General features: G+C 66.6%; 18 protein-coding genes and 2 pseudogenes. 6 read left to right on the forward strand and 14 right to left on the reverse strand.

The annotated features are described in order from the left end of the window. The first annotated feature begins 19 nt into the window (after positions 1-19). A pseudogene (locus tag ACFWO8_RS13315) lies at positions 20-506 on the forward strand (hypothetical protein). A gap of 40 nt (positions 507-546) precedes the next feature. Here the strand turns inward: ACFWO8_RS13315 and ACFWO8_RS13320 are convergent. From ACFWO8_RS13320 to ACFWO8_RS13365, 10 genes and pseudogenes are all read right to left on the reverse strand, one after another. Next, the gene (locus tag ACFWO8_RS13320) at positions 547-2,376 is read right to left on the reverse strand and encodes an ATP-binding cassette domain-containing protein (RefSeq protein WP_378949297.1); all 1,830 of its coding nucleotides are present in this window, start codon (positions 2,374-2,376) and stop codon (positions 547-549) included. A 15-nt stretch (positions 2,377-2,391) separates the two neighbouring features. After that, the gene (locus tag ACFWO8_RS13325; protein ID WP_378949300.1) at positions 2,392-3,561 is read right to left on the reverse strand and encodes a type III polyketide synthase; all 1,170 of its coding nucleotides are present in this window, start codon (positions 3,559-3,561) and stop codon (positions 2,392-2,394) included. Between the two features lie 46 nt (positions 3,562-3,607). Beyond that, positions 3,608-5,074 carry a fatty acid desaturase gene (locus ACFWO8_RS13330; protein WP_378949303.1) on the reverse strand — a complete coding sequence of 489 codons (1,467 nt, stop codon included), beginning with the start codon at positions 5,072-5,074 and terminating at the stop codon, positions 3,608-3,610. Positions 5,075-5,326: 252 nt separating this feature from the next. Next, positions 5,327-6,133, reverse strand: coding sequence for an LppX_LprAFG lipoprotein (locus ACFWO8_RS13335; protein WP_378949310.1), 807 nt, complete (start codon positions 6,131-6,133; stop codon positions 5,327-5,329). Positions 6,134-6,314: 181 nt separating this feature from the next. Then, a pseudogene (locus ACFWO8_RS13340) lies at positions 6,315-6,791 on the reverse strand (transcriptional regulator); the annotation flags it as partial. Between the two features lie 12 nt (positions 6,792-6,803). Further along, a complete protein-coding gene (locus tag ACFWO8_RS13345) occupies positions 6,804-7,214 on the reverse strand; it encodes a helix-turn-helix domain-containing protein (RefSeq protein WP_378949313.1) in 411 nt (136 codons plus the stop codon). A gap of 142 nt (positions 7,215-7,356) precedes the next feature. Further along, the gene (locus ACFWO8_RS13350; protein ID WP_378949316.1) at positions 7,357-8,166 is read right to left on the reverse strand and encodes an SDR family NAD(P)-dependent oxidoreductase; all 810 of its coding nucleotides are present in this window, start codon (positions 8,164-8,166) and stop codon (positions 7,357-7,359) included. Positions 8,167-8,276: 110 nt separating this feature from the next. Then, positions 8,277-9,527 carry an alpha-hydroxy-acid oxidizing protein gene (locus ACFWO8_RS13355; RefSeq protein ID WP_378949770.1) on the reverse strand — a complete coding sequence of 417 codons (1,251 nt, stop codon included), beginning with the start codon at positions 9,525-9,527 and terminating at the stop codon, positions 8,277-8,279. 146 nt (positions 9,528-9,673) lie between these two features. Continuing rightward, positions 9,674-10,297, reverse strand: coding sequence for a TetR/AcrR family transcriptional regulator (locus ACFWO8_RS13360; RefSeq protein ID WP_378949319.1), 624 nt, complete (start codon positions 10,295-10,297; stop codon positions 9,674-9,676). Positions 10,298-10,681: 384 nt separating this feature from the next. Next, positions 10,682-11,086: a MarR family winged helix-turn-helix transcriptional regulator gene (locus ACFWO8_RS13365; RefSeq protein WP_378949326.1), complete on the reverse strand. Its 405-nt coding sequence runs from the start codon at positions 11,084-11,086 to the stop codon at positions 10,682-10,684. A 77-nt stretch (positions 11,087-11,163) separates the two neighbouring features. On the opposite strand from ACFWO8_RS13365, the gene ACFWO8_RS13370 reads away from it, so the two are divergent. Next, entirely contained in the window at positions 11,164-12,984 is a 1,821-nt protein-coding gene (locus ACFWO8_RS13370) for an ABC transporter ATP-binding protein (RefSeq protein ID WP_378949329.1), read from the forward strand. 22 nt (positions 12,985-13,006) lie between these two features. Here the strand turns inward: ACFWO8_RS13370 and ACFWO8_RS13375 are convergent, their stop codons facing one another. Continuing rightward, a complete protein-coding gene (locus tag ACFWO8_RS13375; RefSeq protein ID WP_378949332.1) occupies positions 13,007-13,897 on the reverse strand; it encodes a cyclopropane mycolic acid synthase family methyltransferase in 891 nt (296 codons plus the stop codon). A gap of 214 nt (positions 13,898-14,111) precedes the next feature. Further along, on the reverse strand, positions 14,112-14,237 hold the full coding sequence (locus ACFWO8_RS13380; RefSeq protein ID WP_378949335.1) for a hypothetical protein: 126 nt from the start codon (positions 14,235-14,237) through the stop codon (positions 14,112-14,114). Positions 14,238-14,436: 199 nt separating this feature from the next. Here ACFWO8_RS13380 and ACFWO8_RS13385 point away from each other — a divergent pair, with 199 nt between their 5' ends. Next, complete coding sequence (locus tag ACFWO8_RS13385; protein WP_378949338.1) at positions 14,437-15,843, forward strand: aldehyde dehydrogenase family protein; 1,407 nt, start codon at positions 14,437-14,439, stop codon at positions 15,841-15,843. 56 nt (positions 15,844-15,899) lie between these two features. Here the strand turns inward: ACFWO8_RS13385 and ACFWO8_RS13390 are convergent, their stop codons facing one another. Continuing rightward, the gene (locus ACFWO8_RS13390; protein WP_378949341.1) at positions 15,900-16,406 is read right to left on the reverse strand and encodes a hypothetical protein; all 507 of its coding nucleotides are present in this window, start codon (positions 16,404-16,406) and stop codon (positions 15,900-15,902) included. Continuing rightward, positions 16,403-17,008 (reverse strand): TetR/AcrR family transcriptional regulator, encoded by a 606-nt coding sequence (locus ACFWO8_RS13395; RefSeq protein WP_378949344.1) that lies wholly within the window; start codon positions 17,006-17,008, stop codon positions 16,403-16,405. The genes ACFWO8_RS13390 and ACFWO8_RS13395 overlap by 4 nt, the downstream gene beginning before the upstream one ends. 220 nt (positions 17,009-17,228) lie before the next feature. On the opposite strand from ACFWO8_RS13395, the gene ACFWO8_RS13400 reads away from it, so the two are divergent. From ACFWO8_RS13400 to ACFWO8_RS13410, 3 genes are read left to right on the forward strand one after another with little or no spacing between them, the layout of a single operon-like run. Continuing rightward, positions 17,229-18,398, forward strand: a complete 1,170-nt coding sequence (locus ACFWO8_RS13400) for an amidohydrolase family protein (RefSeq protein WP_378949347.1) — start codon at positions 17,229-17,231, stop codon at positions 18,396-18,398. Position 18,399: 1 nt separating this feature from the next. Further along, on the forward strand, positions 18,400-19,638 hold the full coding sequence (locus ACFWO8_RS13405) for a M24 family metallopeptidase (protein WP_378949350.1): 1,239 nt from the start codon (positions 18,400-18,402) through the stop codon (positions 19,636-19,638). Beyond that, the gene (locus ACFWO8_RS13410; RefSeq protein WP_378949353.1) at positions 19,628-20,752 is read left to right on the forward strand and encodes a M24 family metallopeptidase; all 1,125 of its coding nucleotides are present in this window, start codon (positions 19,628-19,630) and stop codon (positions 20,750-20,752) included. The genes ACFWO8_RS13405 and ACFWO8_RS13410 overlap by 11 nt, the downstream gene beginning before the upstream one ends. Positions 20,753-20,768 lie beyond the last annotated feature (16 nt).

Here is a 20,768-nt window from a genome sequence, read left to right on the forward strand (position 1 = left end):
CTGCCCCTCCGCCAGTCGACTGAGCCCCACGGTACCCGCAGAGTCCGCCGATGGTCCCGCGCTCAGCGACGGCCCCGGACCTGTAGGTATCGCCGGGGTGGTTGGTGCTGTTCGGCCGCTGCTCGGTGGGCTGGTGGACGAGTTGATCGTGGTCGATGCCGGGTCCGCTGATCGCACCATCGCGCGGGCACGGGCGCCGGGGCCGCGGTCTACACGCGGGAGGAGGCCTTGCCCGGAGTCGCGGTGCGGCCGGGCAAGGGTGAGGTGCTGTGGCGGTCGACCTCGGGATCCGCGTACACCGCAATCGGTCGACGCACGAACTCGCGGTGATGAGCCGACAGGTGGTGGCGACTCTGCTCGATCGACTCGGCATCCGCGATTCCGGGGTCGGTCTGGTCCCGTTCCTGCCTGATGAATCCGGTTGGCGACGAACACCTTCCGAGGTCAGCCTCGCTGACCGGCCGCCGATGCCACGCCGCCTCGCCGAGTACCGGGATATCGCCTGACACGCGAGAACGCCGGCCCCGCAGGACCGGCGTTCACGCACTACACGGCGACGAGGCCGAGGTCGAGCTTCACCAATTGATCGGCGCAACCGAAGTACCGGTCGTCGTGGGTGATCACGATGACGGTCTTTCCACGGCGCTTCAGATCCGTGAGGATCTCGTGATAGAACACGTCGCGGAAGCGCGGCTCCTGATCGGCGGCCCATTCGTCGAAGACGTAGATCTGGCGGTCTTCGAGCAGGGCCGTGAGCAAGGCCAGGCGCTTGCGCTGCCCCTGCGACAAGTCGACAGTCGACAACCGCCCGTCCTGCACGGTCACCTTGTGCGCGATCTGCAACTCGTCGAGATAACGCTGGACTTCGGCGTCGATACCAGGGCGGTCGAAACCCAGGTAGTCCTCGAACAGATGGAAATCGGTGAACACCGCAGACGAATTCTGTCGGTACCACTCGATATTGTCGTGGTCGATCCTCTCCCCGTTGAGCGACAACGACCCCGAGCGTGGCACATACAGACCGGTGATCAGCTTGGCCAGCGTCGACTTCCCGCTGCCGTTGCCACCGACGATGAACGTGATCTGGCCGGGTTCGAAAACCAGGTCGATCGGTCCGAGCCGGAAACCGGCGTCGCCGGATTCATCGAGTCCGGGCGGAGCCAGCGGACGCACATCGGCGCCACCATGGTCGACCCACTTCTTGCCGTTCACATCCACCGGACCGCCGCCACCCGGATGCGCACCGGGGTGGGCGGGATGCGGATGTCCCGGTTTGCCCTCACGCGGCGGCATCCCGGGACGCGGCGGAGGTCCACCCGGCCCGTGCGATCCCGGCGGCGGTGGCACCAGAGACGGCGCCTCCGAACGATAGATGTAGCTGACGTTCGTCAGTTCCAGCTTGGCCTCCCCTGCCGCTGGACGCTCCGAATACGGCAGCGACTCCTCGTCGTGCAGCGTCGTCATCGACAGGTTCATCGCCCGGATCTTGGCCAGTGCCACATCACCACGCAGCAGATCGGGGATGCGGTGCATGAAGTTCTGCATCGGCATCGCCAAGAAGGTGGTGACCAGCACGTAGCCGACCATCGTCTCGCGCGGCAGATCCAGTGCGGCCGCGATGACGAACAGGATCAGCGCCATCGTGCCCAGCTGCAACGCCTGGCCGAAGCCTTGGGCGTAGGAGAACTTCGAGCCCGCGTCGGTGTTCTGATCGCGCAGCGTGCCCGCCGAACCGAGCAGGTGCCGGTCCATGAAGTCGCGGCGACGGCCACGGTGCAGCTTCAGTTCCTTGATGCCGAGGGTGACGGCCTGGAACGATCGCAGCAGCGCGTCCTCGTTCTCACGGGCTTCCCGGTAGATACCGCGGACGCGCTTGAGGACCAGTTCCACACACGCGATGCCGACCAGCGTGCCGCCCACCGTGACCGCGAAGATCGGTCCCGACACCACGGCGAGGAACACGAAGCAGCCGACGATCGTCGCCACATCCACACAGATCGAGGGGATGGCGGTGACGGCCTGCGACAGCGAACGCACGTCCTCGGTGAGCGTCGCCATCAGACGATGCATGCCGAGCCGTTCGAGGTGTTCCAGTGGGGCGGAGACGATTCCGGAGCTCAGATCGCTGCGCAGCCGGTAGATCGCGTCCTGGGAGAGCCGGATCAGCAGAACCTGCGACAGCACACCGCTGACGAGGATCACCAGACCCGTGGCCCCGAAGTGGAGCAGCAGGTTGTCCGGCTGCGGGCGCGGCGAGACGACCGCGTTGATCAGCGTGACCAGGTAGGTGTTGGCGGCGCCGCAGATCAGGCCCGCGGCGACGACGGCCGCGATCCTGGCCGGCGAGAGCGCGGCGAGAAAACGGAGCAGATGCATGACGTGACTGCGCTCTCAGCTGCGGATGACATCGAACACGATGCCCTCGAGGGTGACACCGGGTGCGAACGAGAACGCCACACCGGTCGAGATCGGTGCCGCCGTCTGCGCGTCGCGGATCATCCGCTCCAACACGAAGATCAGCGAGACACTGAGCATGTTGCCGTGCTCGGCGAGCACCTCCCAGCTCGGCGCGGCAAGCTCGGTGGGGATGCCGAGCGAACGCGCCGACTCCTCGATGATGCGGGGACCACCGGGGTGGATCGCCCACAACTCGATATCGGTTTTGCCGAGTCCGTTGCGCGCCAGCACTTCCGAGACCACCGGGTCGACACCGCGGTAGATGTAGTCGGGCAGGCTGGTCGCCAGTTCGCAGGTGATGCCCGCGTCCTTCACGCCGAGCACGATGCCGTCCTCGGCGTCGTCGAACAGGTGGCTGAAGCTGTCGCGGATCACGACGCTGCCGGCCGCGAGTGGCTTGTGCACCTGGTTGGCGCCGATCACCACCGCACCGCAGCCGTCACCGAACAGGCTGTGGGTGATCACGTCGTTGACGTCGTCGTCGAAAACGGCGTTGACCGAACTCAATTCGATGCACAGCACCATCGCCTTCTTGTCCGGATGGGCCCGGACGTAGTCGACGGCGGCGCGAATGCCGTTCATGGCCGCGGCGCAGCCCATGAAGTTGATGACCATCCGGCCCACCGTCGGCGACAGACCCAACTGCTTGACCACCGCGACGTCGACGCCGGGGGCGATGAAGCCGGTGCTGGTGACGAAGATCAGCTGGCCGATGTCGTCGGCCGGGTTCTCCAGCCCGGCGACCGCGCGCCGTGCCACGTCGACCGCCAACGGCACAGCGTGCTCGACGAACAGGTTCATCCGCTCCCGGATGGTGCCGGGCCTGCGGCTGAACTCGAGGAACTCGGGGGCGAGCGGGTCGATGGCCAGGTGGCGGGTGTCGATCCGGGTCTTGGCGTAGATGCGCGGAATACGCTGGCGCTGAACGGGATCGGAGAACAGTTCGGCGACCCGGCCCGCGTTCACGGCTTGATCGACGACTCGCGAGGGCGAACCGGTGGCGACCGCCTCGATCACGCCGACGGTCGTCGGCGGCGTGGGTGGTAGCAGGTCGTGCCCGCGCTCGACGTCGGGCGTGTGGAGCAGGTCAAAGGAAACAGACACGGGCACAAATCCTTTCGAGACAGAACAGATGCGGCAGCGGGCCGGGTCAGACGGTTCCGATGCCGGAGAAGCCCTGCGCGGTATAGGTGACGCAGGTCTTCAGCGCTGACGGTGCGCAGTGTTCGCGCACGAAACCCCACCGGTTCTCCTGCGCCTCACGGGAGGGCGCGAGCAGATAGGTCCGGCACAGCTTGGGGAAACGATCTCCGAAGAAGCTCTTGGCGGGCAGCCACTCCACGCCGAACTTCGCGGCCTCCTCACGCACCACGTTCTCCGACGCGATATTGGCGAACCCACTGCGCTGGAACGGAAGTACGTGATGCGCGCGGTGCGAGCTCAGGCCGGCCGAGAGGAAGCAGTCGACATATTTGTTGCCGACCACGGTCAGGTCGTAGGCCTGCTCGAGCTGGTTCACCGCCCAGTCCTCGGTCTCGGTGTGCAGTTCCTCGATCGGGACCTCGAAGTCGTGGCTGGCCACCACCATGAAGGTGCTGATCCACAGCGTGATCACGAATTGCAGGCCCCAGGCGAGCAGGTCGCCCGCGAAGGCGAAGGCCACGAACTCGGCCACCAGCAGGAACCGCATCCCGAACGAGCCGATGAAGTGCGGCAGCGCACCACGCCAGCTGCCGTACATGTCCTTGATGCCCACCTTGCGGGTGAGCCGGCAGACATCGAGAAGCCGAATGATCATGCCCGTCAACAGATGTCCGAACTTGTGCACCGTGTGCACCGGCACCCGGTACAGGCGCGGAATCTGCATCATCATCGTGAAGACGTTCTTCTTGATGTCGACTTCGCTCTGGGTGTGCGGGTGGTGCAGCAGCGCGTGGCCGTCGGCGGTGACGAAAGACAGTGCGACATAGTTCATGTCGAACGCGTTGACCGCGTACTTGTTCAGGCCCTTCTGCGCGCGGTGGATCGCGTAGTGGCCGAAGCCTGCCAGCGAGCTGCGCAGCAGCACCATCGCGATCACGAAGGCGGGCAACGGCATCCAGCTCGTGTCGTAGAGACGCAACGCCTGCACGGCGATGTAGGCGAAGATCAGCACACCGACGACGATGTTGAACGCGCGATCCATCCGCTGCAGGCGCGCCGCCAGCTCGGGCTCCTTGAGCCGGGCCTTCACCTGGTGCAGCAGATCGGACTTGTTGTCGAACTTGTACTTCGGGGTGTCGTCCCAGCTGTTGAAGCCGTCCTTGAACAGGAAGTCGGGGGCGTTGTTCTTGGGATGGATGTCCTCGGGCGTGGCATCGCGACCGAGACTGTAACGCTCGATCATCCGCGCGATTTTTTCCGGATCACGATGGTAGGAACCGATGATCGAGGTGATGTCGCGATTTTTCGTGCGGCCGATGAAGAATTCACCGCCTGGATGCTTGGAGATCCAGTCACTCAGGTCGTAGGCTCTGCCGTTATAAACCCATACGTTGTTGACGGGAGGCCGACCCCCCGGACCGGGCGGTGGCGGGAGCTCGCGCTCCGCTTCATCCGGTCGATCATCGATCGTCATTAGTTCTTCCTCCGTGTCCGATCGGCGTCCGATGCGTGTTGCCTGCCGACCAGCGTCCCGACACGTATAGTCCTTGTGGCGCCTTGCATCTCGCTGAACATTCTCTTATTGGATGCGCACTGGTGCGTTCGTGATTCGCTTACCGCTGGCGACACCCAGACGACACACCGGCCCGGGGCTGCGGAGGGCACTGCGTGCCAGGTTCCGCTGACCCCGGACCGGTGTGGGTTGATCCGGTAGTACCGGCGAGTATCAGCCGGCGGGCTTGATGATGTTGACCGGCTCGGCCCAGTTCGACAGGCCGACGGTGACCTCGCCCTGATCCTTCTTCACCACGGCGCGAACGAGATTCGGGCCGTCGCCGGTGGAGGGCGCGTCCGAGGGCTTGGTGGAATCGGAGGCCGGCGGGGCGGTGTCCTGGATCCACACGGTGATCGGCATGGTGCCCGCGTTCTGGCCGATGCGCGGCACGATCGGGTCGATCACGGCGGCGTCGATGGTGCCGGAGACCTTGACGGTGTTGATACCGTCGATCACTTCGCGGCCCTCGGTCTTCGCGTTCTGGATATTGGCGATCACATTCGCGATGCCCTTGTCCTTGTCCAGGATGACGCCCGGATCGTAGACCTTCTCGGCCGGACCCGCCGGCACGTAGCGGCCGCCGGTCTGGGTGTACAGGACCTTGTCCACCACCAGGAACTTCGCCTCGGTGAAGGAGGCGTCGGGGGTGAGCTTGACCTTCGCCTCACCCATCGCGGCCCCGGAGCCCTGGGTCTCATTGGTGACGTCGGCGGAGACGGTTTCCACCGGCAGGTCGGGCAGGTTCTTGACGTTGATCTTCAGGTGCACGTTGTGCAGGGTCTGCGTGGTCTTCGCCGACTCCTTCACGATCTGTGCGCCCTCGGGCAGCTGGCCGGTGGGCGCCGGGCCCGCCGTGGTGGCCGAATCGTCTTTCGTGCAGCCGGATACGAGGGCCGCGCAGACCGCCGCCGCCGCGACGACCGAAGTGATGCCGGAACGTCGCGCGAAGCGCCGACGCGAGGTGGGGTTCGGTGTCATGTCGATCAAGTTTCATCCCCTGGAGATGGTCGTATATCGGTATGAGGCAGCCGAAGACCATCGTTCATCTCTCGTGCTCCCCCGTCGGCGATAGTACCCGAGGAACTCGATTTGCGAGTTGTCTACACGGACTGACTGTTTCGGATATCTGAGACCAGTCGAGATGCCCCATTGCCCCAGGTCAGCCGACCGCGTGGAACCGCCGCCGATGCTCGTCGACCGGGCGCAACCGCGCTTCGTCCGACATCGCCAGTAGCACGGACAGTTTCGCGGCCTCCGCCGCGTCTACCGGAGTGAAGATCTGGATCCATTCGCCGTCGGTGGCGGGCAGCGCCATCATCGTGAGGTGCGTCGCGAGCTCGCCGACCGCGGGGTGCTGGATCACCTTGATCAGGTTCACCGGCACCGCGACATCGTTGCGGGCCCACATCCCGGCGAATTCGGCACTGGCCTCACATAATTCGTCGACGAGCGCCTGCCACGTCGGGTCGTCGAGGTGTCGGACGTAGGCGCCACGCAAATAGGCGACCATGCGGCGCTGGTCATCGATGTTGTGCTGATAGGGGTTACAGCACTCGGGCGTCAGGAACACCGTTCGCAGGACATTGCTGCCATCGTCGCTGAGGCCGGGGAACAGCGCGCGATAGGCGTCGTTGTGCGCTAGGACGTTCTACTTGGAATCGAGCAGCACGGCGGGCAGCGGCGAGAGCTGGTCCAAGATCATCGGCAGGCCCGGCGGCATCATCGACGGCTCCGGCGCAGCCGGCACCGACGGCACATCCGCGAGCCGGTACAGGTGCACTTTCTCCGCGTGGTCGAGCTCGAGCGTGCGCGCCACCGCGTCGAGCACCTGGACGCTCGCATTGATCGGCCTGCCCTGTTCCAACCACGTGTACCAGGTAACTCCGATGCCCGAAAGCTGGGCGACCTCTTCGCGGCGCAAGCCGGGGGTGCGTCGGCGTGAACCCGGCGGCAAGCCGACGTCACCCGGGGTGATCTTGGCGCGGCGCGACTTCAGGAACGCACCGAGTTGGGCTCGGCGCTCGGTGCGCACCGAGCGCATGTCGACCACTTCACTCATCCCACCATCGTCGCCGATGCTGGTCCTGGTATCCAGGTGGTGCTGATACCCGGATCGACGCGGGTCGGCGTTCGCCGCCCTCCTCGGCGACCGGCCCGGGCCCGGCGCCACACATAGTCGCGGGTGCGAATAGTCGACCAGCTCAGCGCAGCCCTGGGTGCTGGCGCGAAAGGATGGGCACCAGAAGACGTTTCGGCAGGAAGGGCACCAACGCGGCGGCCGCGCGGTTGGCCAGGCCCGGGATAGCGACCATGGCGCCCTTGGCCAGGCCGCTGATGCCGACGCGGGCCACCGTCTCCGGTGATTTCCACATGACGGCCGGCAGCGCGGCGTGCGCCTCCTCGGAAGTGAAGCCGGCACGCTCGCCGAAACCGGTATCGACCGGCCCGGGGCACAGCACGGTCGCGGTGACGCCGGTGCCGCGCAGTTCGCCGGACAGGCTCAGCGTGTAGGACAGCACGAACGCCTTGCTCGCGCCGTACCCGGCCTGGCCGGGTAGCGGCTGAAACGCGCCGGTGGAGGCGACATTGAGCACCGCTCCCGTGCCACGGGCCACCATCGCGGGCAGGAAGCGGGTGCACAGATCGACGACCGCGACCACATCGAGTTCGACCATCGCGATCTCGGCATCCGGGGTGGCCTTGTGCACGGGGCCGAGAGTGGAGATTCCGGCGCAGTTCACCAGGATCGAGGGCGCGAGACCGAGCGCTTCGACGCGACCGAGCAGCGCGGCGCGGGCCTCGCGGTCGCCGAGGTCGGCGGCGAGGATATCGGCGCGGCCTCCGGTCGCGGTGATCTCGGCGGCCAGTTCGGCCAGCTTGTCGGCGCTGCGTGCGACCAGCGTGACCTGGTGTCCGCGCCCGGCCAGCTCACGGGCCAGGGCGGCGCCGATGCCCGAGGACGCGCCGGTGACGATCGCGGTGCAGTCGGCGGCAGGCGAGGGAAGACTCATGCGCCCCAGCCTAGGGTGAGCGACGCCCACCTACGCAGAGCCTGATGACCGGCAGGCGGCCCGATCGGTCAGTGCGGGGCGCGCGACGGTCACGGTCGCTGAGTCGGAATTCAGGTCCGACCGGGCAGCGGCAACGATCGTGGTGCAAGTCTGGTCAGCTGCGTGACGTGCTGGGGCGTGAGCTCGTCCAGACAAGTGACGCCGAGCAGCCGCATGGTGCGTTCGACTTGTTCGGACAGGATCTCGATCGCACGGTCCACACCGGCTTCGCCGCCGGCCATCAAGCCGTAGAGGTAGGCACGGCCGATGAGGGTGAACCGCGCGCCCAGCGCGATCGAGGCGACGATATCGGCACCGGACATGATTCCGGTGTCGATCATGATCTCGGTGTCGCGGCCGAGTTCCGCGGCCACCGTAGGCAGGAGGTGGAACGGGATCGGCGCGCGATCCAGTTGGCGGCCACCGTGATTGGAGACAACGATGCCGTCGACACCGATCTCGACCAGTGCACGCGCGTCCGCCAGCGTCTGTACTCCTTTGACAACGACCTTTCCGGGCCACTGATCGCGGATCCAGGCGAGGTCGGCGAAGGTGACGGTGGGATCGAACATCGTGTCGAGCAGTTCGGCCACGGTGCCGGACCACCGATCCAACGACGCGAAGGCGAGCGGTTCGGTGGTGAGGAAGTCGAACCACCACTGTGGCCGTGGCAGGGCATCGAGCACGGTGGACGGTGTCAGCGCGGGCGGTATCGACATGCCGTTTCGCTTGTCGCGCAGGCGTGCTCCCGCCACCGGCACGTCCACGGTGACCAGCAGCGTGTCGTAGCCTGCTGCGGCGGCGCGCTCCACCAGTGCCATCGAGCGGTCGCGGTCCTTCCACATGTACAGCTGAAACCAGTTGCGACCGTGCGGGTTCGCACCCGCGACATCTTCGATGGATGCGGTCCCCATGGTCGACAGCGAGAACGGGATGCCCGCTCGACCCGCCGCCCTGGCACCCGCGTACTCGCCTTCGGTCTGCATCATCCGGGTGAAACCCGTAGGCGCGATTCCGAAAGGCAGCGAAACAGGCGCGCCCAAAACCTCTCGAGTGGTGCTGATCGTCGAAACGTCGCGCAGGATCGCGGGGTGGAACTCGATGTCGAGAAACGCTTGGCGCGCGCGAGCGATCGACAGCTCTGCTTCGGCCGAACCGTCGGTGTAGTCGAAGGCAGCGGTGGGAGTGCGCCGTTTGGCGATCGCGCGCAGATCCTCGATCGTCAGCGCCGCGGCCAATCGCCGCTTTTTTCCGTTCAGCTGCGGCCGCTTGAACTGCAGCAGCGGCGCGAGGTCGCGGGGTTTGGGCAATTGTCGTTTCATCAGCCTACTTTCGGAACCAGGGACACGCCGCGGGGCCGGGCGGGGGCAGCTGAGCCAGCCGACGCGCCCGCGCAGCCTCCCGGCACCGAAGCACGCATTTCTATGGACGCCGATACCCATCACGTCTCGTCGCGATCGGCTCTAATTCACCTGACCACACCCTGGTCGTACTGCTCGACCGCGCTTGCGTCAGCCGGTGCCGCTGCCGCGGGGAGGGCGTTGTCGACGAGGAGGGCTGCGATGGCGGCGGCGGTGGTGAACGCTTCGGTGTTGAGGACTCGGCCGCGGGCCGAGGCGCCGTCCAGGAGTAGCGCCAGTTGCTCGCCGAGCTGCTCGGGGTTGGTGGCGCCTGCCTCGCGGGCGGTATCGGTGAGCCGGGCGGCAAAGCCATTTTTGTAGTCGCGGGCGAGTACGCGTGCCGGGTGGCCCGGGTCGGGGATTTCGACGGCCGCCGCGATGAATGGACACAGGGGCGAGTGCACGTCGAACACGGCGAGAAGTCGTTCGCGAGGCGTGAGATCGGTGCGGTCGAACACTTCGGGCAGGATGTCGGGATCGAATCGGCGTAGGCATTCGGCGATCAGCTCGTCTTTGCCGGTGAAGTGCTGGTACAGCGTGCGCTTGGACACCTCGGCCACTGTGCAGAGTTGGTCCATGCCGGTGCAGCTGATGCCTTGATCGCGGAACAGTTGTTGTGACGCGCTCAGGATGCGCTCTCGTGCGCCCCTGCCGCGCCGCTGGCCTCGCGGCCCCTTCTCCAACTCTGTCACAAGCCCAGCTTAGCCCAATCGGGTACCGATCGGTGTGCATAGCTTGCACGCCGCGTAGCTGTTCGCTACGTTAAGCACTCAAATTGGTGTCTTTAACATCGGCGTGGCGCGCGAATGGAGTAGTTGTGGGAAAGCTCGATGGCAAGTTGCGGTGATCACCGGCGCGACAAGTGGTATGACACTGGCCGGTGCGAAGTAGTTCGTCGACGAAGGAGCTCACGTCTTCATTTCGGGCCGGCGGAAGGACGCGCTGGACGAAGCCGTCAAGCTGATCGGCCGGAATGTGACCGGCGTGCAGGCCGATTCGGCCGACCTCGATGATCTGGACCGTTTGTTCGAGACGGTCGAGCAGGAAAAGGGCTGGACCGCACCCCACGCCCCGCCTCAGCGGGCGAGTTTGCCGAGAATGTCCCGCAGTGCGGCGCGCTCATGGTCGGTGAGTCTTCCGAAGAAATCGTCGGCGTCCTTCGTCCTGGCCGCGGCCAGGGTGGCGAGGGTCCTTCTGCCCCGCGCGGTCACCGCCACGAGAATCGCGCGGCGGTCTGTCGGGTCGGGCTGCCGAGCGACCAAGTCTGCCTTTTCGAGTGCGTCTACCACTTCCGTGGCCGAGCGGGGGCTGATCCGCAATGCGTCGGCGAGGGCCGACAGCCGGAGACCGTCTTGCTCGCCGGTCACCCGAAGCGCGCGTGCCTGGTGCGGGGTCAGCCCCATCGGCGCGTACGCCGCCGCCCAGCACCGACGCAGCGTCCTGGCCACCTGCATCAGGAGGTCGCTGTCGTTGTCGGGCATAAACCCGCCTCTCGCTTTGTTTCCCCTACCAGATAGTGAGGTAACCTCAGCATAAGCACAACCCAAGGGGGTTGCATATGGAAGTGAAAGACTCCGCCGGCGGCGGACGTGCCCGCCGCCCCGACCCGGCCGACCGCGCACAATTGCGCGAGTCCCCCGTGTCCCTGCGCCGGATCGCCGCGCTTTTCGCGCCGTACCGGCTTCAGCTCACCCTGCTGACCGCCCTGATCGTGGCGGGTTCGACGATCAGCCTCGCCTCGCCGTTCCTGCTGCGACTCGTGATCGATGACGCGTTGCCGCACCAGGACGTCTCGCTCCTGCTCTGGGCCGTGGGCGGCATGCTCGCCGTCACCGTGCTCACCGCGGTGCTCGGCGTCGGCCAGACGCTCATCTCCACCACTGTCGGACAGCAGGTCATGCATGTCCTGCGTGCCGACGTGTTCCGTCACCTGCAGCGGCAGTCACTGGCTTTCTTCACCCGCACCCGCGGCGGTGAAGTCCAGTCCCGCCTGATCAACGATGTCGGTGGCATGCAGTCCGTGGTCACCAGCACCGCGACCTCCATCGCGAGCAACGTCACCACTGTGGTCGGCACGGCTATCGCGATGGCCGTGCTGTCGTGGCGGTTGTCGCTGCTGTCGCTGGTGGTGCTGCCACCGGCGATCTGGCTGACCCGACGCGTAGCCCTGCTTCGCCGTGACATCACCGCCCAGCGCCAACGCCACCTCGCCGACCTGCACGGCCAAGTCGAGGAGGGACTTTCGGTGAACGGAGTGCAGCTCGGCAAAACCCTCGGCACCGGCCCTCTCACGTCCGCCCACTTCGAGAAGACCTCGCACGACCTGGTCGGCCTCGAAGTGCGCTCACAGCTCGCGGGCCGCTGGCGGATGGCCACCATGAGCATCCTCTTCGCGGCCATCCCAGCCCTGCTCTACCTCGCCGCCGGTCTTCCGGCGACCAGCAGCGGCATGACGATCGGCACCCTGGTCGCCTTCACCACCCTGCAGGCCGGGCTCTTCAGGCCGCTGATGGCCCTGCTCAACGTGGGTGTCGAAGTCACCAGCTCGATGGCGTTGTTCAGCCGGATCTTCGGCTACCTCGACCTTCCGGTCGAGATCGATGAGCCCAGCCAGCCGGTCGACCTGGACCCGCGCGATGTCGTGGGCGAGGTCCGGTTCGAGGAGGTCGGCTTCCGATACGACGCCGCGGGCCCCGATGTGCTCGATGGCGTCTCGCTCGTCGTGCCGCCTGGGTCGACGCTGGCGCTCGTCGGCGAGACCGGCTCCGGCAAGACCACCCTCGCCTCACTCGTCGCACGACTGCACGACGCGACCGCCGGTCGGGTGAGCATCGACGGCGTCGACGTCCGCGACCTGAAGCTCGGCACCCTCGCTCGCATTGTCGGCGTGGTGTCGCAGGAGTCCTACCTACTGCATACGACCATTCGCGAGAACCTCCGCTACGCCGCGCCCAGCGCCACCGACGCGGAGATCGAGCGCGCGGCCCGCGCCGCCCAGATACACGAGCTGATCGCCTCGCTACCCCAGGGCTACGACACCGTGGTCGGGTCGCGCGGTCACCGGTTCTCCGGCGGTGAGAAACAGCGGATCGCCCTGGCCCGCACCCTGTTGCGCGACCCACGCGTGCTGGTGCTCGACGAGGCGACCAGTGCACTCGACAACGAGACCGAGCGTGCGGTGCAGGCCGCCATCGACGTGGTCGCACAGGGCCGCACGGTCATCACGATCGCGCACCGGCTCAGCACCATCCGCGACGCCGACCAGATCGCGGTACTCCACCATGGCCGGGTGGTCGAGCTCGGCGATCACACGACACTGCTCGACGACGGCGGACGCTACGCCCGACTCAACGGCGCCGCCGAGGTCGTGGCAGCCTGAGCGGACGACCGAACCGTGCGGGTCATGCCGGCGGTGTTTTCGCGCAGGTGAACTGCATGACATCGATCTGACCGGCCCGGAAGCGCTCGGCGCTGCCGGTCAGGTAGCGCTGGTAGTTATCGACCGTGGCCTGCCCGGCGATCGCGACCGCCTCGTCGTTGTGCGCGGTCAGCGCGGCGACCCAATGGTCGAGGGTTGTCGCGTAATGCAACTGCAGCGCCTGAATTTGCGTGACGGTGAAACCGCCGGCTTCGGCGCGTTCGCGTACGCCGCGCGAGTCACTCCCCCATGGCACGGGCAGCTGCCCACCCGGAAAGATCGTCTCACGGATGAACCGCATGAACTCGAAGTCCTCACGGGTCCATCGGATCCCGTTCTCCCGCAGATGGTCCCGCCCGTATCCGACGATGGTGTGTAACAGCATGACCCCGTCGGCGGGCATCGCCCGGCGAGCGAAGTCGAAGAAATCGCCGTAGCGCTCGGTCCGGAAATGCTCGAACGCCCCGATACTCACGATTCGATCGACCCGGCCCTCGAACTCCTCCCACCCAGCCAACAACACCTCACCATGCCCACCGCCGCCATCGCGCTTGCGCAACAGATCCGATACGTATTCGTACTGATTGCGGCTCAACGTCAGCCCGACCACATTCACCTGATAAGTGTCCAGGGCCCGCAGCATCGTCGAGCCCCACCCGCACCCGACATCGAGCAACGTCATACCCGGCTCTAGCCCGCATTTCCCCAGCGCGAGATCGATTTTCGCGATCTGGGCCTGTTCCAGGGTGTAGCCGGGTTCTTTCCAATACGCGCAACTATAGGTACGGGTCGGATCCAGGAACAATCCGAAGAAATCATCACTCAAATCATAGTGGGACTGGACATCGGTATAGAACGGGCGCTGACTACTCACGACAACAACCTCCACGCCATCGAAGTGAGATCCCGCGACCACCGACAGGCAACCACAGGACATGATCATCCAGCCTCCACCACCCCACCGCTCGCAGCAACCCCCGGAAATCGCTCTTCACCGACGACCCGATAAACAAATCGGTCACACCTTCATTGCGAATAAAGAATGCAACCGTGAGCGGTTACGGTCAGTGAAGTAAAGGCGAACCGATTCAGTCGCGCTGCTGCTGAAGCATCACGATCGCCGGATGCGACAACCCCGCGGCCCGATCGGCCTCCCGCTCGGACCGCGTCCAAAACTCCGGCTCCGCGGAGAACTGCGCCGCCAGCACCTTCACCGCATCGGATCGGATCGGATCGGATCGGATCGAGGTATCCGCAGAGTTGACTTTCCTTAGCTATATGCCATTTCCCTCTAGGGAGAGTATCATTCTCATCGGTTACTGCCATGGGAACCCTTTCGTAGCAGGGGTTCTCGGCACCCGAGGACTCCGCGCCGACCCGCGCCCAGGGCGGCCCGGCGAAAGGAGAGGCACAGTGAGCAACACCATCGAGGTCTTCGACCCGTCGACCGAGGAACAGATAGCGGAGGTCGTCGATTCCGACCGGGAGGCCGTCGACGCGGCGGTTGCCCGGGCCCGCGAGACATTCGAGTCCGGGGTCTGGCGCAAGCAGCCGGCCGGTCACCGCGCGCAGGTCCTGTTCCGGGCCGCGGCGATCGTGCGGGAACGCACCGACGAACTCGCCGCGATCGAGGCCCGCGACAACGGCATGAACGCTGTGGCCGCCCGCCACATCATCGCGGTGGCCTACGACATGCTGATGTACTACGCCGGGTGGGTCGGCAAGATCCACGGCGAGTCGAGCAGTCTCGTCTCCGACGGGCTGCTGGGCGAATTCGAGAGTTTCCATACCTTCACCCAGCTCGAGCCGGTCGGCGTGGTCGGCCTCATCGTGCCGTGGAACGGGCCGTTCTTCGTGGCGATGCTCAAGGTCGCGCCTGCGCTGGCCGCCGGGTGCAGCGCGGTGCTCAAGCCCGCCGAGGAGACCCCGCTCAGCGCGCTGAAGCTCGAGGAGATCTTCCGCGAGGCGGGTCTGCCCGACGGTGTGCTCAATGTCGTCACCGGGTACGGCGAGACCACCGGCGCGGCGCTCACCGCGCACCCGGACGTCGACAAGATCTCGTTCACCGGATCGACCGAGGTCGGGCGCCTGATCGTCAAGGCCGCCGCGGGCAACCTCAAGCGCCTGACCCTCGAACTCGGCGGCAAGTCGCCGCTGATCATGTTCGACGACGCGAATCTGGACAAAGCGATCATGGGAGCGGGTATGGGCCTGCTCGCCGGTTCCGGGCAGAACTGCTCGTGCACCTCGCGCATCTACGTCCAGCGCGGCATCTACGACCGGGTAGTGGAGGGACTGGCAGCCTTCGCCGCGATGCTGCCGATGGGCGGCAGCGACGATCCCAACTCGGTACTGGGTCCGCTGATCAGCGAGAAGCAACGCCGACGCGTCGCGGGGATCGTCGACGACGGTGTCGCGGCAGGCGCGCAGGTGGTGACCGGCGGCAAGCCGATGGACCGCCGCGGCTACTTCTACGAGGCGACGATCATCACCGGAACCACCCCCGACATGCGGCTTATCCGCGAGGAGATCTTCGGCCCGGTCGGCTCGGTGATCCCCTTCGACGACGAGGACGAGGTGATCGCGGCCGCCAACGACACCGAATACGGTCTGGCAGGCTCGATCTGGACCGAGAACCTCGGCCGCGCCCACCGCCTCGCCAACGAGCTACGCGCGGGCCAGATCTGGGTGAACACCTCGCTCGCCGCCGATCCCTCGATGCCGATCTGCGGCCAGAAGCAGTCGGGCTGGGGCGGCGAACGCGGCCGCAAGGGCATCGAAGCCTATTTCAACACCAAGGCCGTCTACATCGGCATCTGACCGGCTCGCCGCCGTTCGCACCCGACTCCACGGGCGCGAACGGCGGCTTCGGCGGTTCAGCCGACCGGGCTCAGATCCGCCCCGATGGGCGGGAACATCGACGCCCCGCTGCGGAAGACCTCGGTCGCGCCGACCGATTCGGCCGGCAACCGGGCCGCGGTCAGCGCCTGCGCCTTGAACGCGCGCGCGGCCACACTGAGCCGGTGCACCACCGGATCGACCCGATGTTCGGGTGGCGAGGACCAATCATCTCCCCAGACAACGACTTCCACGCCCCCGTCGCGCAGGGCCGAGACCACACCGCGGTGCGCGCGGGAGTCGCGACAGCAGACGTCGCCCGCGATCGCCAGCGCGTGCGGTCTGCGGCCCTGCCCGTGCGCGGAGAGCACCTGGTGCAGGTCGACCAGTTCGGCACCGAGGATGCGCAGCGGTCGCGCATCGGAGATCTCGGCGACCAGCACCGACACATCCCAGCCCGCGACGGCGCGATCGAACAGCCAGCCCCCGGCATGCTCGACGACATCGACCACACTGGTCGCCACGACGTCGAGGCGATACCTCATCGCCGAGGGTCCGGGGCGAAGTCGCGTGTCAGCGACCTCGTGTACTCGGCGAACACCTCGGCCAGGGGTATCGAATGATCGAGCAGCCATGAGATCTCCATTCCATTGATGAAAGCGACGATCTCCACCGCCCGGATCCCGGGATCGAAATCGGCACGGTAGCGGCCGATTTCCTGGTTGTGGCGGATGAGCGCCGTGACGATGCCGACGGCCAGGTTCCATCTGTCCAGCATCCGGTCGTGCAGCGGAGCCTCGGGCTGGAGGTTCTCCACGAGCAGGACCGCGAAGGTGCCGACCAGTTCGGGCGAGCGCTGGATGCGCTCGGCGACCTTCTCGATCTCGGCGATCAGGTCCCCGCGCAGGTCCGCCTGCTGCAGGTCGTCGGCATCGCGGGCATCGAGCACCGCATGCAGCAGCTGGTTCTTCGAGGTGAAGTGGTGCAGCAACCCCGCGGGGCTCACCCCGGCCTCACGCGCGATCATCGCCAGACTCGTATTCCGCCAGCCGTTGCGGGTGAGCAGACGCTGGGCGACAGTCACGATCCGCTGGCGGCGATCCTCTCCCTTGGCTAGTAGCGAGGCGTAAGGACGGGGAGAAGTCATGCGCGGCAACCTGTTCGACAAAAACCTAGTGAACACACAGTAGGTTGGTTGGCTCGATGTGACAAGGGTCTCACCCCTCTCGGTCGGGCTCACTGATGAGAATAGCGTTCTTGCGCTGCCGGGTGGATGGAATCGCGCTCATGAGAAAAGTGCTGACCGATCGGCTCTCCACCTGTGATAACGTTATTTCCGCATTAGGAGAATCACATTGGAGGGCAAGATGCCGGTTCCCAGTAGTAGCGCCCCGCTGTACCCACCCGGCGGATTCGGCCCGCCCAAGGACCGGCGCGGCAAGGCGGCAGGCACCCCCGGGCTGCCCGCCGGCACGGAGGTTTTCTCCGCCGACAACCACATCTCGCTGGCGCACGACATCTTCTACGAGCGTTTCCCCGAGAACCTCAAGGACCGGGCACCGCGGGTCTGGTACGAGGACGGCGCCTATCAGCTCGGCCGCAAGGGAAAGTCGTTCCTGCCCGGCGATTTCAGCCATGTGCTCATGCAGTACGACCCCCTCGAAGGGTCCGGCAGCGCCAATCTGGCCGCCCGCGGCGCCGACCTGCGCGCCGACGGCATCGCCAGGGAACTGGCGTTCCCCAACGCGCTGCTCGCGCTGCTGTTCTACCCGGACAAGGAGATCCGCGAGCTCTGCTTCCGCGTCTACAACGCCTACATCGCCGAACTCCAGGAACAATCCGGTGGCAGTTTCTACGGTGTCGGCCTGATCAACTGGTGGGACGCCGAGGGCGCGCGCCGCACCCTCGACGAGCTGAAGTCGCTGGGGCTCAAGACCTTCCTGCTGCCGCTGTCGGCGGGCAAGGATGACGACGGCGCGGTCATCGACTACGGCAGCACCGCGATGATCCCGGTCTGGGACGCCATCGAGGAATCCGGTGTGCCGGTCTCCCACCACATCGGTGAGTCGCCGCTGTCGGCACCGTGCGAGGTCAACAGCGTCGCGGTCGGCATGATGCACAATGTCGCGCCGTTCCGGGAACTGTTCTCCAAGTACATCTTCAGCGGCATCATCGACCGGCACCCCGGGCTGAGCATCGGCTGGTTCGAAGGCGGCGTGAACTGGGTGCCCGCGGCCATTCAGGACGCCGAGCACATGCTCGCCTCCTTCCAGCACATGCTGGACCGGCCGGTGGAACACGACATCCGGCACTACTGGGACAACCACATGCGCGCCTCGTTCATGGTCGACCCGCTCGGGCTCTCGCTCATCGATCAGATCGGGATCGACCGGGTGATGTGGTCCTCGGACTACCCGCACAACGAGAGCACCTTCGGCTACTCCGAGCAGTCCCTTGCCGCGGTCGTCGCGGCGGTCGGGCCCGCGGCGGCGGCCCGGATCGTCAGCGGCAACATCCGCGATTTCCTGGGCATCTGAGATGACGGTGTCCGGCACGGCCGCGCGGTCCGCGGCCTTCGAGATCCCCGATGTCCCCGACCGGGCGCGGATGCGGCGTGAGACCGGCGCCCGATTGCGCGCGGCGATGGCCGCCCGCGGTGTCGACGCGCTGGTCCTGCTCAACAACACCAATGTCGCCTATGCCACGGGTGCGAACTGGCCGCTCGGTGATGCCGGGCTCTCGCATGTCGAGCGTCCCGTCGCCGTGGTGGTGGCCGGTGATCCCTGGCCGCACCTGTTCCTGCCGTTCCGGGAGGGCACCTCCGACGAGGCCGAACTGCCCGCCGATCACCTGCACGGGCCGGTCTACCTCGAATTCGACGAGGGCGTGGACACTTTCGCCCGCGTGCTCGCCGAACTGGTTCCGGCGGGGTCCACTGTCGCGGTCGACGAATGCACCGGTGCGATGCGCCGGGCGCAGGACGCGCTGTTCCCCGGCGGCGCTCCCTCCGATGCCGCGCTGGTCGTCGGGGCGGCCAAACTGATCAAGACACCGGATGAGATCTCGTGCCTGCGGATCGCCAACCGGATCACCGAGAAGGCCATCGCCGAGGTGCAGGCCGACCTCGCGCCTGGTCGCCGCCAGATCGACCTGTCGGCCCGATTCGTCCGGCGCGCTTTCGAACTCGGCGCCACCGCGAACATGCTCGACGCCATCTGGCAGGTGATGCCGCAGTCCAAGGCCGAGGGCGTGTGGACCACGCACGGCGACCTGGCGCTGCCGCTGCTCACCACCGAGCGCGCCCTCGCGGCCGGTGACGTGCTGTGGACCGATGTCAGCATCACCTACGGCGGCTACTGCTCGGACTTCGGCCGCACCTGGATCGTGGGCGACGCTCCGAACGCGCGGCAGCAACGCCAGTTCGAGCGCTGGCACGAGATCATCACGGCGGTACTCGAGGTCACCCGCGCCGGTGCGAGCGCCGCCGATCTCACCCGGGCCGCGATCGCGGCCAACGGCGGCGTCAAACCCTGGCTGCCGCATTTCTATCTGGGTCACGGCATCGGCGTCAGCGCCGCCGAGATGCCGATGATCGGCACCGATCTCGGCGCGGAATACGACGAGAACTTCGTGTTCGAACCCGGGATGGTGCTGGTGCTCGAACCGGTCGTCTGGGAGGACGGCACCGGTGGATATCGAAGCGAGGAGATCGTTGTGATCACCGACCAGGGCTTTTCGCCCCTCACCGACTACCCATACGACCCGTATGGGTACTGAGATCCTGCCCGACGAGCGCGCCCTGCGGCATGGGCGGCGCGCTCGCGCACTGGCACAGATGCATGCCGACGATCTCGACATCCTCGTCCTGGGCAGGCAAGCCAATGCCCGCTACGTGGCAGGCGCCCAGCAATTGTGGGTGGCGGGGACCCGGCCCTTCGGCCCCGTCGCCACCCTGGTGCGCGACACCGGCGCGGTGCATCTGCTGAGCACCTGGGACGAGGGCATCCCCGAGGACATCCCGCACGACAATCTCTACGGCCTGGCATGGAATCCGCTGACCACCATCGAGGTGCTGCGCCGCATCGATGGCGCGAGCACGGCCCGCCGGGTCGGCACCGACGCCATGTCCCCGACCTTCGCCCAGTTGCTGCCACAGGCGTTCCCGCAGGCCGAACTCGTCGACGGGGAACCGGCGATGAGCGCGGCACGGCGGATCAAGACACCCGAGGAGATCCTCGCGTTGCGCCGTGCCCTCGCCGTCGCGCAGACCGGTCTGGCGGCGTCGGTGGCCGCGCTCGCGCCGGGCGTGAGCGAGCAGTCGCTGATCGGGATCCTGCTCGAGGCCATGGCCGCGGGCGGGATCAGTACGCCCGCCTCGCAGGATTCGGCATGGGTGACCTCGCGAGCGCATCCATGGCAGCGGGCGGGCGCGCAACGGCGGGTGGGAGCCGGTGACCTGGTGGCGTTCTCGGCGGGGATTCTCGGCGAGGGCTACATCGGTGAGGTCGGCCGCACGTGGCCCGCCGACGGCGAGGCTGATGCCGGCGTGCACGCGCTCTACCGGCGCTGGGATGTGCTGTGGGACAGGCTCGTCGAGGCTTGCCGTCCGGGCGCGGTGGCCGCCGATCTGCTCACCGCCTACGAACTCGCCGGGGAAGCACTGCCGCCGATGCCGGTGGCCCGCGGCCTCGGCATGGGTTTCGACGCCCCGGTGGTCTCGCCGCTGTTGCGGCAGACCGCCGAGGCCGAACGACTCGAACCCGGCATGGTGCTGTCGGTCACCAGTTATGTCTGGGAGCCCGGCGTCGGTGCGGTCTTCGGCCGTGACGCGGTCCTGATCACCACCGACGGCGCCGAGGTGCTCACCGACGCGCCGCACTGGCCGCACTGACCCGCAACACATTTCG

Source organism: Nocardia sp. NPDC058480 (assembly GCF_042720495.1).
Taxonomy (GTDB): Bacteria; Actinomycetota; Actinomycetes; order Mycobacteriales; family Mycobacteriaceae; genus Nocardia.